General features: G+C 47.7%; 17 protein-coding genes. 9 read left to right on the top strand and 8 right to left on the bottom strand.

Annotated features, from left to right (window positions below; genetic code table 11):
• Positions 1-60 precede the first annotated feature (60 nt).
• The gene (locus ACMUEV_RS00765) at positions 61-1836 is read right to left on the bottom strand and encodes an autotransporter domain-containing protein (RefSeq protein ID WP_190652551.1); all 1776 of its coding nucleotides are present in this window, start codon (positions 1834-1836) and stop codon (positions 61-63) included.
• Between the two features lie 301 nt (positions 1837-2137).
• Between ACMUEV_RS00765 and ACMUEV_RS00760 the strand changes: the two genes are divergently transcribed.
• Positions 2138-4210 (top strand): NAD(P)H-quinone oxidoreductase subunit 5, encoded by a 2073-nt coding sequence (locus ACMUEV_RS00760; protein ID WP_190652552.1) that lies wholly within the window; start codon positions 2138-2140, stop codon positions 4208-4210.
• Positions 4211-4361: 151 nt separating this feature from the next.
• Positions 4362-5966: a photosynthetic/respiratory NAD(P)H-quinone oxidoreductase subunit D1 gene (gene ndhD1, locus ACMUEV_RS00755; protein WP_017291219.1), complete on the top strand. Its 1605-nt coding sequence runs from the start codon at positions 4362-4364 to the stop codon at positions 5964-5966.
• A gap of 250 nt (positions 5967-6216) precedes the next feature.
• Here the strand turns inward: ndhD1 and ACMUEV_RS00750 are convergent, their stop codons facing one another.
• Entirely contained in the window at positions 6217-6936 is a 720-nt protein-coding gene (locus tag ACMUEV_RS00750; RefSeq protein ID WP_017291220.1) for a Crp/Fnr family transcriptional regulator, read from the bottom strand.
• A gap of 617 nt (positions 6937-7553) precedes the next feature.
• A complete protein-coding gene (locus ACMUEV_RS00745) occupies positions 7554-7679 on the bottom strand; it encodes a hypothetical protein (protein ID WP_277880436.1) in 126 nt (41 codons plus the stop codon).
• On the opposite strand from ACMUEV_RS00745, the gene ACMUEV_RS00740 reads away from it, so the two are divergent.
• The gene (locus tag ACMUEV_RS00740) at positions 7631-8098 is read left to right on the top strand and encodes a DALR anticodon-binding domain-containing protein (RefSeq protein WP_415354797.1); all 468 of its coding nucleotides are present in this window, start codon (positions 7631-7633) and stop codon (positions 8096-8098) included. The two genes, ACMUEV_RS00745 and ACMUEV_RS00740, sit on opposite strands and share 49 nt — an antisense overlap.
• 177 nt (positions 8099-8275) lie before the next feature.
• Here the strand turns inward: ACMUEV_RS00740 and ACMUEV_RS00735 are convergent, their stop codons facing one another.
• Positions 8276-9100 (bottom strand): Cof-type HAD-IIB family hydrolase, encoded by an 825-nt coding sequence (locus ACMUEV_RS00735; protein ID WP_190652554.1) that lies wholly within the window; start codon positions 9098-9100, stop codon positions 8276-8278.
• A 62-nt stretch (positions 9101-9162) separates the two neighbouring features.
• Here ACMUEV_RS00735 and ACMUEV_RS00730 point away from each other — a divergent pair, with 62 nt between their 5' ends.
• Positions 9163-10110 carry a cation diffusion facilitator family transporter gene (locus tag ACMUEV_RS00730; RefSeq protein WP_017291223.1) on the top strand — a complete coding sequence of 316 codons (948 nt, stop codon included), beginning with the start codon at positions 9163-9165 and terminating at the stop codon, positions 10108-10110.
• A gap of 70 nt (positions 10111-10180) precedes the next feature.
• On the top strand, positions 10181-11359 hold the full coding sequence (locus tag ACMUEV_RS00725; RefSeq protein WP_190652555.1) for a bifunctional sterol desaturase/short chain dehydrogenase: 1179 nt from the start codon (positions 10181-10183) through the stop codon (positions 11357-11359).
• Here the strand turns inward: ACMUEV_RS00725 and ACMUEV_RS00720 are convergent.
• Both ACMUEV_RS00720 and ACMUEV_RS00715 read right to left on the bottom strand, forming a co-directional pair.
• Positions 11351-12406, bottom strand: a complete 1056-nt coding sequence (locus ACMUEV_RS00720) for a sensor histidine kinase (RefSeq protein ID WP_017291225.1) — start codon at positions 12404-12406, stop codon at positions 11351-11353. The two genes, ACMUEV_RS00725 and ACMUEV_RS00720, sit on opposite strands and share 9 nt — an antisense overlap.
• Before the next feature lie 3 nt (positions 12407-12409).
• Positions 12410-13555, bottom strand: a complete 1146-nt coding sequence (locus ACMUEV_RS00715; protein WP_190652556.1) for an FIST signal transduction protein — start codon at positions 13553-13555, stop codon at positions 12410-12412.
• Between the two features lie 166 nt (positions 13556-13721).
• On the opposite strand from ACMUEV_RS00715, the gene hemB reads away from it, so the two are divergent.
• Complete coding sequence (hemB, locus tag ACMUEV_RS00710) at positions 13722-14705, top strand: porphobilinogen synthase (RefSeq protein ID WP_017291227.1); 984 nt, start codon at positions 13722-13724, stop codon at positions 14703-14705.
• Between the two features lie 28 nt (positions 14706-14733).
• Here the strand turns inward: hemB and tadA are convergent, their stop codons facing one another.
• Positions 14734-15249, bottom strand: a complete 516-nt coding sequence (tadA, locus tag ACMUEV_RS00705) for a tRNA adenosine(34) deaminase TadA (protein WP_190652557.1) — start codon at positions 15247-15249, stop codon at positions 14734-14736.
• Positions 15250-15339: 90 nt separating this feature from the next.
• Here tadA and ACMUEV_RS00700 point away from each other — a divergent pair, with 90 nt between their 5' ends.
• On the top strand, positions 15340-15663 hold the full coding sequence (locus ACMUEV_RS00700) for a DUF760 domain-containing protein (protein ID WP_017291229.1): 324 nt from the start codon (positions 15340-15342) through the stop codon (positions 15661-15663).
• 20 nt (positions 15664-15683) lie between these two features.
• Here the strand turns inward: ACMUEV_RS00700 and ACMUEV_RS00695 are convergent, their stop codons facing one another.
• Positions 15684-16868, bottom strand: coding sequence for an HhoA/HhoB/HtrA family serine endopeptidase (locus ACMUEV_RS00695; RefSeq protein WP_190652558.1), 1185 nt, complete (start codon positions 16866-16868; stop codon positions 15684-15686).
• Positions 16869-17043: 175 nt separating this feature from the next.
• Here ACMUEV_RS00695 and psbQ point away from each other — a divergent pair, with 175 nt between their 5' ends.
• Both psbQ and ACMUEV_RS00685 read left to right on the top strand, forming a co-directional pair.
• Positions 17044-17487 (top strand): photosystem II protein PsbQ, encoded by a 444-nt coding sequence (gene psbQ / locus ACMUEV_RS00690; RefSeq protein ID WP_017291231.1) that lies wholly within the window; start codon positions 17044-17046, stop codon positions 17485-17487.
• Between the two features lie 48 nt (positions 17488-17535).
• Positions 17536-18612 carry an NAD(P)/FAD-dependent oxidoreductase gene (locus ACMUEV_RS00685; protein ID WP_190652559.1) on the top strand — a complete coding sequence of 359 codons (1077 nt, stop codon included), beginning with the start codon at positions 17536-17538 and terminating at the stop codon, positions 18610-18612.
• The last annotated feature ends 286 nt before the right edge of the window (positions 18613-18898 follow it).

Here is an 18898-nt window from a genome sequence, read left to right as displayed (position 1 = left end):
TCGACGATCGTCACGGCTTTAATCTTGATCTACGCGATCTTCCTAAAGAATGTCCTGAAATCAAAATTGATATCGCAATTGCGCCTGCACCGCATGATCACTCACATCTTGTTTTCCTAACACCGTCTCATACCCAACCCCAACCGAAAGATTGTTGGCAAACTGCGCCTGCACGCCAGTACTTAATCTGACAAAATCTCGATCGGGTTCTCCGGTACGAATTCGATTAGGAATCCCCGGCTGACTCGCTAATTCCGTCACAATCTCGCGGCTACCATTCGCAAATTCATGTTCATAGTTCGCTGCAATAAATGGCGTAATAGTTGCAGAAGGAGAACGAAAATCATAAGCTAGCTGCGCGCCGATATTTAGAATTACCGAATCTGCCTCTTGGTCAGGCACAGTCAGATTCAAAATGCTGCCATCCCGTTCGGTGTAGCCATCAATCTTCACTTTGGTATATCGCACTCCAATCATCGGACCGACTGAGAGTTCATTTGAGCCAAAGTTGTATCCAGAATTGAACCGAACCGAGAACTGCTTCCCATCTGGCTCCGCAGTCGCAGAACGAAATCCAGTCACGTTCAGATTTCGTGTAATGTCAAATTTATTCCATCCGAAATTAATCAACGTATCCGCATAAAACTTCTCTTGGCTATAGCTGCCATAGGCTGAAACCGAGAAGCTACTCACATCTACTTCTCCCAGATTATTATTTAGCTCACTATTGTTTCGCCCATAGTTCAATGCCAAGCCCAAAGCTAAGTTATCGGTCACGCGATAATCTGCCCCAACGCTGACGCTCTTGGTATCGAAATCGTAGCCAATGATGCCGTTGTTGCTATCCCGATTCCCAAAATTGAAATCTCCATTCACGAATACGCCCAGTTTTTGATCTGGGTTAGGGTTTTGCCGAAGCGCTAAAATTCGACCGTCTAAATCCCTGGAAGGACGACGTGCCACGCCTAATGCAATTTCAGTCTGAGGCGCGATCGACAACGGCGCACTCAACAGCGAGAACGCATATTCTGAAATAATCTGATGCCCTCTGGCTGTCGGATGCAATTGATCCCAAAATAAAAACTGGTCGCAGTTTGCACCAGTTCCAAGACAAGCCTGCGTGACATTCGTAAAGCCAAATCGTGCCGGATCGTTGAGAACTTGGTTAAATAGCGCATTAATGTCGATCGGAACAATGCTCAAATTCGGATTACTTTGGGCAAGCGATCGTAAAGTAGCCTGCAATCCTTGATTATGCGCGGTTGAAAGCTGCGTCAATCCCGCACTTTGCACCGGATTTCCTACCGTCCCTGGAACCCGCCCTAAATCCGGCAGATTCGGTACAACTAGCGTATTCGCTCCTGCTGCTGTCAAACGCTGCAAAATCGCACCGATATTTCCAACCGGGATCGCTGGATTTGTGATTCCACCGCCCAGATAATCATTCGCTCCTGCCCAAACGACAAACGCCTGACTTGGACTAACAGAAGGCGAAGATTGTAAAAAGCCATTCACCTGAGTTGTGACCCCAAGTAGTAGCGGCGTAATGGTATTGTTAGTGCCGCTTGTGGCTCCGCCGAATGCAAAATTTATCGTAGTCGGGGTCAAATTCAATTTTGTCGCAAGATTTTCAACCCAAACAACTCCATTCGTAAAACGACCATTTACATATGGCGGACTCGGTGGAACTAAACCGTTTGTATTTCTAAACGCATTGCCATTATCTGAAAGACTGTCACCAAAAATTGTAAACCCTGCGATCGCTTGAGCCTGAGCACTTACCGGAACTAAACAGGTGAGAATTGCCAGCTTAACTGCAAAAAATTGGGGTTTCATTGTATTTAATGCTACACAGCATGTTGAATCTGAGTGTAAACCAGATAAAGCTGAGACTTTTAGAGCCGCAATTTTTATTCACGCAGTTAAAAGATCGCTGAATTTTGCTGCGAATTGTTAAGAGAATCTACCAGTTTTACCCTTCTGTATGCAGATGTTGTCTATAAACAAATTGGAAATCCTGGATGATAGAGACTATCAAGAAAATTGATAACTCTGGCTTACAATCCAGAATGAACCAGGGCAACCGAAATTGACTACTCTGGTAATGTAACGAACTCTTAAACTTTGGGCGCGAGCGATGGAATCGATTTATCAATACGCCTGGCTCATCCCCGTCTTGCCCCTGGCAGGCGCGATGTTAGTGGGCTTCGGGCTGATTACCTTCAATAAGGATGTCAACAAGCTCCGAAAAGCGAACTCTATCTTCATCGTGTCCTTGATCGGCGCGGCGATGACCTATGCGTTTGCTCTCTTCTGGAGCCAATTTCAAGGACATGCCCCCTACACTCAATCGATCGAGTGGGCAGCAGCCGGAGATTTCCGTCTAACGATGGGATATGTGATTGATCCACTCTCCTCGCTGATGCTGGTGGTTGTCACGACTGTAGCTTTCTTGGTGATGATCTACACCGATGGCTACATGGCACACGATCCGGGTTATGTACGCTTTTATGCTTATTTGAGCCTCTTCAGCTCCTCAATGTTAGGCTTGGTGATCAGTCCAAACCTGGTACAGGTCTACATCTTCTGGGAATTGGTGGGGATGTGTTCGTATTTGCTGATCGGGTTCTGGTTTTCCCGCAAAGCTGCGGCAGATGCTTGTCAAAAGGCATTTGTAACCAACCGAGTCGGTGACTTTGGATTATTACTTGGAATTTTGGGCTTATACTGGGCAACTCGAAGCTTTGACTTCGGAGAAATCGGCACCCGCTTGCAAGAAATGGTGGCAACGGGATCGCTCAGTGGCTTTATCGCAGCATTGTTCGCGATTTTGGTGTTCTTAGGACCAGTCGCAAAATCGGCGCAGTTTCCTTTGCATGTTTGGTTGCCAGACGCAATGGAAGGTCCGACTCCGATTTCGGCTTTGATTCACGCAGCGACGATGGTTGCAGCGGGTGTGTTTTTGATCGCGCGGATGTTCCCCGTCTTTGAGGGCATTCCGGTGGTCATGGATACGATCGCTTGGACAGGATGCTTTACTGCATTTTTGGGAGCGTCGATCGCGATTACGCAAAACGACATCAAGAAAGGCTTAGCCTATTCAACGATGTCGCAGCTTGGCTACATGGTGATGGCAATGGGCGTTGGAGCTTACAGCGCTGGATTATTCCACCTGATGACTCACGCTTATTTCAAAGCAATGCTGTTCTTAGGTTCCGGCTCCGTGATCCACGGCATGGAATCGGTAGTCGGTCACGATGCAGCATACGCCCAAGATATGAGAATGATGGGCGGTTTGCGGAAATACATGCCGATTACTGCCACGACCTTCTTGATTGGAACGCTAGCAATTTGCGGAATTCCGCCTTTTGCTGGATTCTGGTCGAAAGATGAAATTTTGGGTTCGACCTTTGCTGTCAATCCGGTGATGTGGGCGATTGCCTGGTCAACGGCTGGCATCACAGCGTTCTACATGTTCCGAATGTACTTCACAACGTTTGAAGGCGAATTTCGAGGCGAGAGCGCTGATGTCAAACAAACCATCAAAAACGAGCAGCTTCAACTCGCAGGTTTAGCCTTTGGTCCTGGAGCAATGGATCCCCGTGAACTCACGATCGAAGCACCCGCAGATGATCATGATCACGATCATCACCACGACAGCGAACCGCATGAATCTCCGATTACGATGACGCTGCCGTTGATGATTCTGGCAATTCCATCCATGCTGATTGGTTTAGTCGGAACGCCGTTCGCAAACTACTTTGAACATTTCATCCATGCACCGAGCGAGGCTGTACAAGTTGCGGCGGAAGCGGGTGAGGAAAACCTGACGGAATTCCTGATCATGGGCGGAAATTCAGTTGGGATCGCTTTGATTGGAATCACGTTGGCATCGCTGATGTATCTGCGAGGCAAAATCGATCCCAGCGCGATCGCAGCCAAATTCCCTGCGTTATATCGCTTGTCCAAGAATAAATGGTACTTCGATGAGATTTACAACGAAGTGTTTGTGATGGGAAGCCGTCGCTTAGCTCGCCAAGTCTTAGAAGTGGATTCCAAAGTCGTAGATGGGGTCGTCAACCTCGCTGGACTCGCCACCGTCTTAACCGGCGAAGGACTGAAATACTTCGAGAATGGGCGCGCTCAATTCTATGCGCTGATTATCTTCATCGCAGTTCTAGGATTAGTCGTCTTCTCCGGTATCACTTGATTGGCTGGCACAGGGTGGGGTTCGCCTCACCCTGCTCCATCTGCAAATAGTCTTAACAATCCTGAGGTTTCAAAAAGAACCGACTAGGATTGTCATATCACGAATCCATACGAATTCTTTTGCTACTCATAAACAAATCTTAACAGTACGCATGGTGACAGCAAATTTTCCTTGGCTGACCACGATCATTCTTTTCCCGATCGTTGCGTCACTCGCCATTCCCTTCCTCCCCGACAAAGATGGCAAAACCGTTCGCTGGTATTCCCTAATTGTCGGATTGCTTGATTTTCTGCTCATTGTCTATACGTTCTACACCCAGTACGATTTCTCCAACCCAGAGATGCAGCTCGTCGAGCGCTATGCCTGGATTCCTCAAATTGATCTCAATTGGTCAGTTGGCGTGGACGGGCTGTCGATGCCGTTGGTGATTCTGACTGGATTTATTACGACATTGGCAATTTTGGCAGCATGGCCTGTGACCTTCAAGCCACGCCTATTTTATTTCCTCATGTTGGCAATGTACGGCGGACAGATCGCTGTATTTGCCGTTCAAGATCTACTGCTGTTCTTCCTAGCGTGGGAATTAGAACTCGTTCCGGTCTATTTCTTGCTGGCAATTTGGGGCGGGAAAAAGCGGTTGTATGCAGCAACAAAGTTTATCTTGTACACCGCAGGCGGTTCGCTGTTCATTTTGGTTGCGGCATTAGCGATGGCGTTTTATGGCGATACGCCTTCGTTCGATATGCAAACCTTGGCGCATCGAGGCTTCCCGGTCAACTTTCAGTTATGGATTTATGCGGCTTTCTTAATCGCTTATGCGGTGAAGTTGCCGATTATCCCGTTGCATACGTGGTTGCCGGATGCTCACGGGGAAGCAACTGCACCCGTGCATATGTTGCTGGCTGGAATTCTCTTGAAGATGGGCGGATATGCCTTGATTCGGATGAATGCAGAAATGCTGCCTGCGGCTCATGCGATCGTGGCTCCAGCACTAGTGATTCTAGGTGTCGTGAATATCATTTACGCGGCATTAACTTCATTTGCACAACGCAACCTCAAGCGGAAAATTGCTTACTCTTCGATCTCCCATATGGGCTTTGTGCTGATTGGGATCGCATCGTTTACTGATTTAGGCTTAAGCGGTGCAGTGCTACAAATGGTGTCGCATGGTTTGATCGGAGCGAGTTTGTTCTTCTTAGTGGGAGCAACTTACGATCGTACTCACACCTTGATGCTGGACGAGATGGGCGGCGTTGGTAAACAGATGCCGAGGATCTTCTCGATGTTTACGGCATGTTCGCTCGCATCCTTGGCATTGCCTGGAATGAGCGGATTTGTAGCGGAATTGATGGTGTTTGTTGGGTTTGCGACCAGTGATGCTTACAGCATGACGTTCCGGGTAATTGTCGTGGCACTGGCTGCGATCGGAGTCATTCTCACCCCGATTTATCTATTGTCGATGCTGCGTGAGATCTTCTACGGTCCTGAGAATAAAGAGTTAACGTCACACGAAAATCTGATCGATGCAGAGCCGCGTGAGGTGTTTATCATTGCCTCGTTGCTGGTTCCCATTATCGGCATCGGCTTCTATCCGAAAATGCTGACACAGATTTATGACTCGAAAACTTTGCAGTTAACGGCACGTCTGCGAGATGAAGTGCCGACCTTAGCAGATCGCAAGGGAACGAATGCGATCGCGCTCAGCGACAGCAAAGCTGCCATCACGCCAGCAGTCTCGGCTCCTTCGATTCGCTAATGTGCTAGATTCAACTCTCTAATCATCTCCAAGTAGTTCACCTAAATTCGATGGGGAGATAGAGGGATAGGGGATAAAAGTGAAGATCTGAAATCATGGTTGCTACCCCCCACTCCCCATCTCCCCACTCCGCAAAATTAATGCGGTTGACTAGATGCTTCTCTCCATTTATGTGACTGAAAAAACGCGGGCATTCCACTTAGGAACCCCGCGTTTTTTAACTTCAACCTTCTACAGCTACCAGCCCAATCTAATTTTCGTTCAACTTTCCTTCTGACCGAGTAATCACTGAATCGGTAGGCAAGCATAGTAGATTGTCACCCTGAGTCTTAATCATGCCTTTCTGACGCAATTTACCCATTAACCGCGTCACGGTCACCCGTGTAGATCCGATCGCACTTCCAATTTGCGCATGCGTCAATGGGAACGGTAGGCAATACCCTTCATCAGTCGGTTCCCCATACTCTTCGATCAAGAGCGTCAAGAAACCCAGTAAGCGATCGATCGTTCGACGCTGACCTAACGTACTCAACCACAGCAACTTCCGCTGATGCTGATACCGGAACGCATCCAATACCTCACGACGAAAATGCGGCCAATTATCCAGATCGTGCCAGTACATCCACACGACCGAAGTCTGATCCACATGTGCGTAGGCTTGGAGCGTAAACGGTGATTGAGCCACAATTTCAAACGGTTGACCCGTTCCAACAAATCCCAAAAATGCTTCTTCAGGACTGATGCGAGCCAAACGGGATGCATTGCCGCCTGTCGCATTCACCTGCGCCGTTCCGACTAATCGAACCGCACCTTTCTGAACCAGATAGAGCAAACCGGGGCGAGTTGGAACCCGCTCATCTTTACTAAAATTGCGGACGCGGTAATGTTCTTGTGCCCAATCGATAATTCGTTGCCAAGTTAGGAATGGACGAGCCGCATCGGAATTTTGAGGAGAATTAACTGAGTACATAAGTTATAGGCTGTTTGAGAACAATGGGACTTTGACAAGCGCTGAGTTGTCAGCAAGATTGCAATCAAGTCACAGGCGAACCAGGTAGGATAATCAACCGCTGTAAGGTTGCCTAAATTTCACTGACTTACGAGATCATACTTAGAAAATGACATATCGCCAGTGAGATCACGGTGATCTTTACAGAATTGACCATAAAATGCTGGTGTTTTTGAACTTTTTAAACCGAAACCTATCCCATTTCAGAGCGCAAACCGTAATTACTGTGAATTGTAACCTACCGAAGATCACTTATCCTACGCTCCGCTCATTGTTACTGCGGAAAATTTATGAAGCAATCTCCCTGCGGAAAGATGTTCAAGTAGCAAATCAGTCGATCAAGGATTCAAACTTGCAAAAAAACCGAGAAATCATCAAGCTTCTAGCGCCTCGCCCTGCTTTAAAACGAGTTAAAAGTGCGACTTCGGTAGTGGCATATGCCTCGACAATTGCCTTGCAATTGGGGGCGAGATCCAGTTCAACACCTGCGGAAATTGCGGACAAAATTATTCACTTTCTGCGACACTCTCCATCTAATCTTTCGGATGGAGAAACTGAAAATAAGCTTCTCCGTGATCTCACGGTGACTTACCTAGAGCCGGGCAGATTGGTGTTTGAATTTGGCGATCGCGCGATCGCCAAATATCTTCAGGAAATCCTTTCTCACTGCACCGATGAGACGAACAGAGCTTCTGACAGGTCATTTCTCAGACTGAAGCGCGAATCCTCCGGTGACTCTAAAATCTTCCTCTGTCAGTACAGTTACGCGCGATGCACCGCCCTGATCGAGATGGCATCTCGTTCCAATCACATAGATAAAAGTGTAGAAAATGATTCAGCTAAATGGCTGAATGAAAGTAAATTTTTATTACAAAAAGAATCAGAGTTGCTGTCTCAAATCATCGCGACGCTAGATGAATGGGAGGAGACAAATCCTCTAACCCTTGCTATTTCTCTGAGTGAAGCCTTTCAGACTTTTTATCAGAATTGCCAAATTGTAAAGTACGACACAATTCATCTTCAGGTGGCACAATGTCGATTAGCTTTAGTAATGATTACTCATTGGCTGTTAAAACAGCTTTTAGAGCAGGGACTTGGTGTTGTAGCGCCGGAAACACTTTAATTTTCGATTCGGGATCGTTTTATCCTGTCACACCGTCGTCATGTTATCGACATAACGAATTTTTATCGACAAACACGTGACAAAGCTATTGAACCCGCCTATAGTATTGGAGTGTGAGGAGCGAACCAGTTAGAACGCCGAGACGAAACACGGCCAGTCGTCGGCGTTCTTTCTGTTTTAAAGCAAAAATTTCCGAATGGCGATCGCAGCTCCATCTGCTTCAACGCTCGGCGCAACCCAATCGGCATATTGTTGGACTCCGCCCGGAGCATCTCCCATTGCCACCCCAATTCCAGCATATTGAATCATTTCGAGATCGTTGAAGTTATCACCGATCGTCATCACGTTCTCAGGCTTCAGACCCAGAATTTCTTCAGCTAAATACTTCACAGCCGTTCCTTTATTTGCAGCCGGATTCGTTGCCTCAAAGAACGTTGCGACAGATTTTGTTAGGTAAAGCTCAGCAGGAGTGTACTGCTTCTGAAGCGACCCCAGCATCGTATCAATGAGTTCAGTGTCGTCGCTGAGCGCCAAAACTTTTGTCAGTTCCAGATCTAATGTATTCCGCAGATCCCCAACTTCGATTGGGACAATGCCCGATCGCTGAACATAAGCTGCCGTCTCCGGAGTCATCGATCGAATATAGAGATCGTCATTGATATAGAAATGAATTGATAACAATTCTCGGAGATGCGATTGCTCAAAATAGTCGAGCAGTTCCAAGACTTGTGCTTTGGGAACTGACCATTGCCGTAGAATCTGATTCGTCGCAGGATCTTGAATCCATGCGCCTTGATAGGCAATTAACGGCAGAGAAGACCCCACGGTTTGATAAAAGCGCAGTGCAGAGCGATACATGCGACCCGTCGCGATCGCAATTTGCACCCCAGAATTCTGTGCGGCGGAAATCGCTGCAAGCACAGGTTCGCGGATATTATTAGACTTGCCTGCGATTGTCCCGTCAATGTCTAAGACCAATAATCGAATATCAGAGTGCTGCATAACTTAAATTCAGGGTGAGGGATGTCAGCCTTTTCCATCATCCTCCTACCTTAGAGCGCGTTATGGCTGAAGTCAGAAATCAAAAAGGAGTAAGCCGCCAAATTCTATTGATGACACTTTGGCTGACGCTACTCATGTTAGTTGTAAAAGTGGGTGCAGCTTGGGCAACAAAATCTTTAGCGATCGTGGCTGAATGTCTTCATACTGTTATTGATGGCTTCAGTACAGTGCTCGGTTTAATTGCAATCTCTTCACCCCATCGCATCCCAGGGCGAGAAATTTGGGGGCATAGTCGGTTGGAAGCAATGTTGGCGTTGCTGCTAGTCGCATTATTAGGATTTGCCTGCCTCAGTTTGTCTGGAACCGCCATCGAGCAATTAGCCAATCAGCCTACGCTAGCTATCCTGCCACCGATTCGGATGCGGCTATCTGTGATTGGACTGCTCGCGATCGTGTCTCTCGCCAGTGTGGGCTTAGCGTTTTTTGAGCGAAAAGTGGCACGGACGCTCGATAGCTCGATTTTGAAAGTGAATGCGCGTCAGATTTTGCAGGACGCTTGGCTGACGATGTTTTTGCTCCTGGGACTCCTGGGAATTTGGAAGGGATATGCTTGGCTTGATCCCTTGTTGGCGATCGTCATGGTAATTACCGCCGGATTGAGCTGCTGGCGGGTTTTAAATTGGCAATTACCGTTAATGGTCAGACAAGTTGCAATTGCACCTGAAGCGATCGGGCAAATGGTCAGACAGGTGCAAGGGGTGACCCAATGTTATGACGTGCGATCGCGCGGAATTGTCGGGCGACAAGTTTTAGTCGAAATGCGAGTGTTCGTCCATCCAGATTTTTTAGGGGCAAGTGAATGGATTATCGAGCAGATCGATGGAGCGATTCGCGATCGCTATGGCCCGGTACAGGTGTGCATCTCGATCGAAGAAGCGCAAGACGATTTACAACATCCCTTTGAAACACTGCGATCAGATCAATCCAGTCGCGAAATGGATTGGAATTAAGATTTGGATCGCCAGACTCAAGGTAAAGTAGGGAAAGAATTATTAAGAAGCATTACGTTATACCGACTTCATGGATTTGTCCCTTTTGCCTCAGATTGCTATTCAATGCCTCTTGGGAGCGTCTGCGATCGTGTTCACGGAACTGGTGCGAGACGCTTACCACATTGCTGGACACTACTGGCAGCCATTAAAGCGAGGACACAATTTACATCACAAGGCTTATCGCCCTGATTTAACGATTACAAGCTTAGAGATGTACCAAAAGGCGCAACTCAATAATGATGTGCCAGAAGCGATCGCGATGCTAGGTGCCGCTGCAATTCTGGCAGCCTGTACTCAATTGCCTGTTTTATGGATCGGTTGCTTGTATTCGCTGGTCTTCTTAATTCCAGCCGTTGCCCGATCGCAAGGGTTACTGCTGCAAACCGATGTGACTCATAAGCCCGGTGACTTAATTGAGTTGCCCAAGCCTTGGATTGTGAATCGAACCTACCATTGGCGACATCATTTTGATGATCAGAATGCTTATTATTGTGGTCATTTTACAATTGTGGACAAATTGTTAGGGACAAGTTTGGCGCTGAAAGGCAAAACAGTGGCTATTACTGGCGCATCCGGAGCATTAGGGCAAGCATTGATTGCAGAGCTATCGAAGCATGGGGCGAAAGTTGTTGCGCTAACGACGAGCGATCGCGCGTTTGCTGAAGGCATAGAAGTGCTGCACTGGCAAATTGGAGCGGAAGAAGAATTGCGATCGCGGCTGCAAAAGGTAGACATCTTTATTCTGAATCATGGCGTCAATGTCTATGGCGATCGCACACCAGCCGCAATCCAGACTTCCTATGAAGTGAATACATTCTCAACTTGGAGACTCGCAGAGCTATTCCTTGAAACAGTCACCGAATCTTCGCACAAAGCGCTCAAAGAACTTTGGATTAATACCTCTGAGGCTGAAGTGAATCCGGCGCTGAGTCCGCTTTATGAGCTATCGAAGCGAGCTTTAGGAGATTTGATTACCCTGCGGCGATTAGATGCACCTTGTATTATCCGCAAGTTGGTTTTAGGACCCTTTAAGAGTCAGTTAAATCCTTATGGGGTGATGTCTGCCTCTGGGGTCGCTTGGGCGATCGTGGCACTCGCGAAACGAGATTTTCGCGACATCATTGTGACGATTAATCCGATCACTTACATTCTTTTTCCGATCAAGGAGTTCTTTCAGTCGCTTTATTTCCGCTTGTTCTCAAAGTAGTGGAAGCTCAATTAAAAATTCTGTGCCCTGATCAACAACAGAATGACAATTCAATTTGCCGCGATGGTGCTCTGTGATGATTTGGTACGCGATCGACAAGCCCAATCCTGTTCCCTGACCAATCGGCTTTGTCGTAAAGAATGGGTCAAAGATTCGCGTTTGGATCGCTTCTGGAATCCCTGTTCCATTGTCAGCAATTCCGACTCGTACCCAGTCCGAATCAATTTCTGTCCGGATCGTCAGTTGGGGTTGCCAGTCGGGTTCTGATTTTTGCGATCGCACATCCAACGCGTCGATCGCATTGCTCAACAATGACATGAACACCTGATTTATTCGCCCGGCATAGCATTCGATCTTGGGCAATTCTCCATAGGTGCGCACAATCCGAATTTCTTGCCGATTCACTCTGCCCCGCAGCCGTGATCCCAAAATCATCAACGTACTTTCCAGACCTTCATGCAGACTGACTGACTTCAGTTCTGCTTCATCCAGCCGCGAAAATGTCCGTAATAGATTCACAATCTCTTCAATGCGCTCCGCTCCTGATGACATCGATCGCAGCACATTGGAGAAGTCTTGCAACACAAACGAGAGATCGACTTCTTCGCTGAGCGTTTGAATTTCCTCGATCGAGCTATTCTGATATGCCCGAATCATCTGCACTAATATTTCTGCGTACTCCTGAGCATGGCGTAAATTCCCATAAATAAAACTGATTGGGTTATTAATTTCATGCGCTACCCCAGCCACCAGTTGCCCCAAACTCGACATTTTTTCGCTCTGAATCAACTGAGCTTGAGTCAGTTTGAGATTCGACAATGCTTGTTCGAGTTCGGCAGCCTGCTGCTGTAGGATTTCATGACTTTTTTGAACGGTCTCCTGTGAAACTTGTAAATCCCGAATTGCTTTTCTAAAGAGAGCCTCTTTCAGATCATTCGTTCTTTCCAGTTCAGCCTGACTCGATTCCGAGCGTTTTAATTTCTTCTCAAGAATCCGATTTGCTTTTTCCAGTTCTTGCACTCGTTGTTTTAACGCTTCGCAATCCATCCATCAAGTCCCCAAAAGCAAGGTCACGATCGTCATATTATGTAACCGAGTTGCCCCATACTCATGAAGTGGGGAAAGTTCTCCATAAGTATAAAAACCGCTACAAACTACTTCAGCAGGTAGACAATCTCGAATCAAATCGTATTCTTCTGTGACTCGACTGCCTAACAGTTTGAAGCGACAGTCACAGCTAAAAATTAAAGCGATCGTTGGATGGGGGCTGGGATAAGATTGGGTCGCTTGCTGAATCGCAGTTTTGCACGCAGCAAGAATATCTTCACGACCTGCAGTACTCACTTGGACGATCGAGTTTTCAGGCACATCTGCCAGACAGTGCACCTCTCCTGTTGTCTCATCAAATCCACTAAACCCCCGCAAGTAAAACTCAGGCTCTCCCGCTTCAAAAACTGCTAAAGGATTCTGGGGAACGGGATCTGCACCACCGAGTTGTTCACGAAAAAACGATAAAGCAGATTGCTCTCCAATCGTTACAACGCAATTTCCTCGCGCTTTGGTCACTTGGCTAGAGACACTAATTGGCTCCCATCCATTGGCGATTCCATATGAAAATTTCAGCGCTGCACCAGAAAACAGCAGAATCGGAGCCGCGTCGGTCAATACTTCAGTCTTATAAAACTGGTAGGTCGCTTCAAACCGATAATTGTCAGTTGACATGCCGCCAAAGATCGGAAACTGTTCTCCTAATGCAGCTTGTAATCCCTTGAGAATCAGGGTTCCATTGGTTTTGATCCCTTCTGGGATGGTGATGCAGAGTCGAGGTGGTTGAGCACCTGTTGCCTGTTCAACTGCCGATCGAGTGGCAGCGATCTCATCTTCACCAAGATTCCGCGCGACCCCGGCGCGGATTTCAATTTCATCTGAGCAAAAGAGCGTCAGCACGATCGAATCGTATTGAAATTGCAGCGTATCGGATAATTCTGCATCGCTTGTGCAGCCAATCAGTTCAAGGTTTGGAAAGGCTTGATCAATCTCTTGCAAAATCAAAGCGTGGTCAAAGTCGATCGCGGCAAATAACATGCCTGCATTCGGTGTTAATCCATTCAGTGCAGCTTGACATTGAGCAATGACTTCTGCAATGGCGCTGGAGGAATCTGGATCGTTACTGTGTCCGACAATCGCTTTCAGCATAGGGCTTCTCCAAGGTGAGATTTCCCCTAACATGCCCGATCGCGCAAATTAACCTAACAAAGGCATTTTACAGTTCGTTACCTTCAGTCGTTCGGTTCCAGCCACGTTTTAGACTTGTAAAGTCTCCCCGAATTGATTCGGATTTTTTATCGAAGTTGATATTCCTATGTTTCCAACTCATCGCCCTCGTCGGTTACGCACCCATCCTCAACTGCGCCGCATGGTGCGCGAAAATGTCCTAACAACGAGTGATTTGATCTATCCTTTGTTTGCCGTTCCAGGTGAAAGTGTGGCGACCGAAGTCAGATCAATGCCTGGCGTGTATCAATTATCGATCGATAAAATCGTTGAAGAAGCCAAAGAAGTCTACGACTTGGGCATTCCGTCGATTATCTTGTTTGGGATTCCAGCCGACAAAGATGTAGATGCCACTGGAGCATGGCACGACTGCGGCATTGTTCAGAAAGCAGCAACGGCGGTGAAAGAAGCGGTTCCAGAGTTGATTGTGATTGCAGATACTTGCTTGTGTGAGTATACTTCGCACGGTCATTGTGGATTTTTGGAAGTCGGCGATTTAACAGGTCGCGTCTTAAATGATCCAACGTTGGACCTGTTGAAGAAAGTTGCAGTTTCTCAAGCCAAAGCTGGAGCCGATATCATTGCGCCTTCTGGAATGATGGATGGCTTCGTTGCTGCGATTCGGGAAGGATTGGATGAAGCAGGATTCCAGGATATTCCGATTCTGTCTTATGCCGCGAAGTATGCCTCGGCTTACTATGGCCCATTCCGCGATGCCGCAGAATCAACTCCGCAATTTGGCGATCGCCGCACATACCAGATGGATCCGGGCAATGCACGCGAAGCAATTAAAGAGATCGAACTGGACATTGCCGAAGGAGCAGATATGCTCATGGTGAAGCCTGCTCTAGCCTACATGGACATCATTCATCAAGTGAAGCAAGCCTGCAATCTTCCGGTCGCTGCCTACAATGTGTCGGGCGAGTATGCAATGGTGAAAGCAGCAGCGCTGAATGGATGGATTGATGAGGAACGGGTGGTGATGGAAACCTTGCTCAGCTTTAAGCGCGCGGGTGCAGATTTAATTCTCACCTATCACGCAAAAGATGCAGCACGTTGGTTAGGAGCATAGTTTTGGGAAATGAGAGGGGAGAATTTTCTTATCTCCCCATCTCTCTAGCACGATTGCGCCTCTGACGAAACCAATCCTGCAACTGCTCCCGACAAGGTACTTCTAAAATCCCACCTAACACGGTTAAGCGATGGTTTGAGGCTGGACTATCCGGCAGATTCAATACAGTTCTGACCGCTCCTGCTTTCGGATCATCCGCCCCGTAAACTAACAATCCCAGGCGCGCGAGCACGATCGCACCCGCACACATTGGGCAAGGCTCCAGAGTGACATACAGTGTACAGTCTTCTAAATGCCAACTGTTTAACACCTGTCCTGCCTGCCTTAACGCCAAAACTTCGGCATGAGCCGTCGGATCACGATCGCGTTCTCGCCGATTTTCGCCTTCTGCGATCACAGTATCGCCTCGCACAATTACTGCCCCTACTGGCACTTCTCCTGCATTTCCCGCCTGTTCTGCAAGTTCTAGCGATCGCTGCATCCAATTGCGATGGCGAAGATATTCAGGATGATCAATCTCAGGAGGGGCAATCCGGAACGGCATACAGTTTAAAGACTTGATTTTGTCTCGTTTCAGTGTGGGCGAATCTGTAAAGAAATGCCAAAATAATTGGATAGGTTTTAATGGAACTCAATGGCATTTAATCCTGACCGTGCAAATTTCCTTCATACCGATGCAGAAGCGAATGATGCGAATGCGCTCCTTCGTTATCTCCAGCATCAACCTCCGGAAGTTTTAGAACGTGTTGCGCGTACCGTTAGCCCACAAGTCAAACAAATCGTTTCGCACAACGTTCAAGGCTTAGTCGGTGTCCTACCCAGTGACGGCTTCAACGTCAAAATTACCACTGATCGCGAAAACCTTGCGGGACTGCTCGCCTCTGCCATGCTGACAGGCTACTTCTTGCGCCAAATGGAACAGCGCATGGAACTTGAAGATCAAATCGGCGACCTTTAAATCGATCGCCTCAATTCTCTCTAGTTCGATCGCTTCGGAAATGCACCTGGGCGGACTTGCAACGTTTCAGTTTTGCCGCTGCGCTTCACCTCAATTCCAAGCGGCGTTCCGATGCGGCTACTTTCCACCTGTGCTTGTACATCCGAAGATGTTTTGACAGGCGCACCATTGATCTTTTGAACGATGTCGCCTGGTTTCAGCCCCCCCTGTGCGGCTGGAGAATTTTCTGCAACTCGAGCAATAAATACGCCCTGCTCCTCAGTCACCTGAGTTTTGCCATCCAATTCTTTATTTAGTTCATCCCGAATCGCAGCACTGAGATCAATCATTTGAATTCCAAGATAGGGATGATCGACGCTACCTTTGGTGAAAAGCTGTTCTGCAACGCGCTGAGCCGTTTCAATCGGGATCGCAAATCCTAGCCCTTGAGCGTCGGCTCGAATTGCCGTATTGATCCCAATCACTTCTCCGCGATCGTTGAGTAACGGACCACCCGAATTGCCGGGATTGATCGCTGCATCGGTTTGAATAAAACTGACTCGCTTGTCGGAAACTCCCACTTCTCGGCTCGATCGTCCGATCGCGCTAATAATTCCCGCCGTCACCGTGTTATCTAAGCCAAGGGGATTGCCAATCGCGATCGCCCATTGCCCCGGCAGAATGGATTTAGAATTGCCAAGCGTCACTGTTGGTAACTGATTCGCGTCAATCTTTACCGCCGCGACATCGGTTACAGGATCACTGCCGACGACTCGCCCTTCAAACGTACGCCCATCCTTCAGCGTCACTTCTACCGTATCCGTTCCATCGACCACATGCGCATTCGTTAACAATCGACCATCTGCGGTCAATAAGAAGCCTGAACCCGTTCCCCGCTCCACTCGATCTTCAGGCGCAGGGAGTTGGTCGCCAAAAAATCGCTTAAACACTGGATTACGCAAAGCTTCTGGCACATTGCTCGACACCCGTCGTACGGCATTAATTCGCACCACTGCGGGACCTGCACGATCGACAGCAGACGAAATAAAATTCTCATTATTTCTGCCATTCGCCGCAACGGAGACCGAACTCGGTGGAGCAAGCTGCACCTGAAACGGCTGTCCCTGACCGCGATTGACCAAATAATGATTGGCAACCAAACCCGCGCCGCCGCCGACCGTCAATAATGAAGCGGCGATCGCGACCTGTCTGAAGGAGAGAACCATAACTTAAGCGCAAAAAACAGTGACAATCCTAGTTTATCTTTGCCTTTCGATTACGGTGGCGATTTGTAAACAGGAGGCTTTGGTGTAGGCACGTTTTGAGATACACTCCTTTACATAAGCTGTGACTCAAAACCCTTTGAGAGCGCGGTAACCCAGTGATTTAGAAATTAAGGTTATGTCAAAGTATCGGTCTATTTTGGGACTCATTTGTTGTACTCTCCTGGCAATTGTGATGGTGGGATGTGGCGGACCGGCAGCGGTGAAGCCGACCTACACTCCCGACAGAATTGCTGAAATTCAGGGTCATACAGCGGACTTGCAGCAGTTAACTGAGCGATTGCCCGAATTGCAAGAGTTAATTCAGAAAGAAGATTTCATTTTCGCGCGCAATTTCATTCATGGGCCTTTGGGAGAAATGCGCATCCTGATGGGTCGCATTTCGACTGATTTGTTGCCAAAAGAGCAAAAAGCTGCACGGGATCTCGCAAAACAGATCGCGAATGATTTGGTTGAGATCGACCAAGCATCTGCAGAAAATAACTACAAAGTCGCTGTTCGCTACTATGGAGAAACGGTGAAAGACGTGGAATCATTCTATAAATTGATTCCGCAAGGTTAAGGCTTAAGGCGGAGAATGAAAAGTGTGATTTCTCCGCCTTAATCATTTATGAAAGTGACGATCGCAGGTTGTGGTGTAGTTGGCGCTACGATCGCTTATGAACTGAGCCAAGTTCCAGACCTCGAGATTACGGTTGTAGACGCGCAGCCGACCCCAATTCAAGTCGATGTGAACGAGTGCCCAAGCTCGACAGGGGCAGCGCTCGGCGTTTTGATGGGTGCAATTAGTAAAAAAGAAAAAGGTCGCAATTTGAGAATGCGACTGTTTGGAATTCAGTACTATAACCACTTAGTTCCTCAATTAGCAGAATTAACCGGACGATCCATTCTGTTTAATCGTCAGGGAATTTTGATGCTGCAATTTCCAGAAGATGATTTGACCGTCTGGAATCGTTTGATTGAAGTGCGGCGCAACCAGGATTTACCGTTAGAGCTTTGGGATCGAGAACGGTTGAATGCAGAGTTTCCGTTTTTACAGCAAGCCAGTGCTGCGGTTTATTCACCGAGCGATCGACAAATTCATCCGATCGCACTCACTCAAGCTTTGATTGAAGGCGCAAAAATGCGCGGTGTAGCCTTCAAGTTTGGAGCAAAAGTACTGGGGATGCAAGGGCACCAGACTCAAACGTCTGAAGGCTCGATCGACTCGGACTATCTTGTAATTTCAGCAGGAATTGGATCGCGTGAGATTTCAGCCGTTGATATTCGTCCTGTCTTAGGACAAGCGATTCATCTACGCTTACCTCAACCGCTAAGTAATTCAGATTTGCCTGTAATCACAGGGAATGATGTGCATATTGTCCCACTTGGAAATGCTGAATACTGGGTCGGTGCAACCGTTGAGTTTCCAACAGAATCAGGAGAAGTGTTGCCGCCCGATCGAGAAATGTTTGATGCGGTGATGAAGCAAGCGATCGCGTTTTGTCCAAATCTCAAAGGGGCGGAAGTTGTGCGATCGTGGTTTGGGTTGCGTCCGCGTCCGCAGGGTCGTCCGGCTCCAGTGATTGAAGAAGTTCAGCCCAATGTTTTACTCGCATCTGGACATTATCGAAATGGAGTATTGCTTGCCCCTGCAACCGCAGAGCAAGTCAAAGCAAAAATTCTACAAATTGATTCATCTATATAATCTCGACAGGCAGTAATACTGAATCTGAACAGCAGGTTTCGATGCTCCAGCTTTACACATTCAATCAACCTTTACCGAAAGAGCTAAACTGACACGCCTTACCTGATTCCCCTTTTCCACAGACGTACAGTTTGGAGACTACGCCAAACCCAAGACACCATCGAGCGATTTCTCAATCCTCAATTACAATCAGTTGCTTAATCATCTGTAACGAATTCGGCGGAGTTGACGCGCAAATCGGGCAACACACTGCGGTAAGGTGAAGAATAGTCACTTGATAAGCTCG

Source organism: Leptolyngbya sp. FACHB-1624 (assembly GCF_047649235.1).
GTDB lineage: Bacteria > Cyanobacteriota > Cyanobacteriia > Leptolyngbyales > Leptolyngbyaceae > Leptolyngbya > Leptolyngbya boryana.
This window is presented reverse-complemented; position numbering and strand designations above follow the sequence as displayed.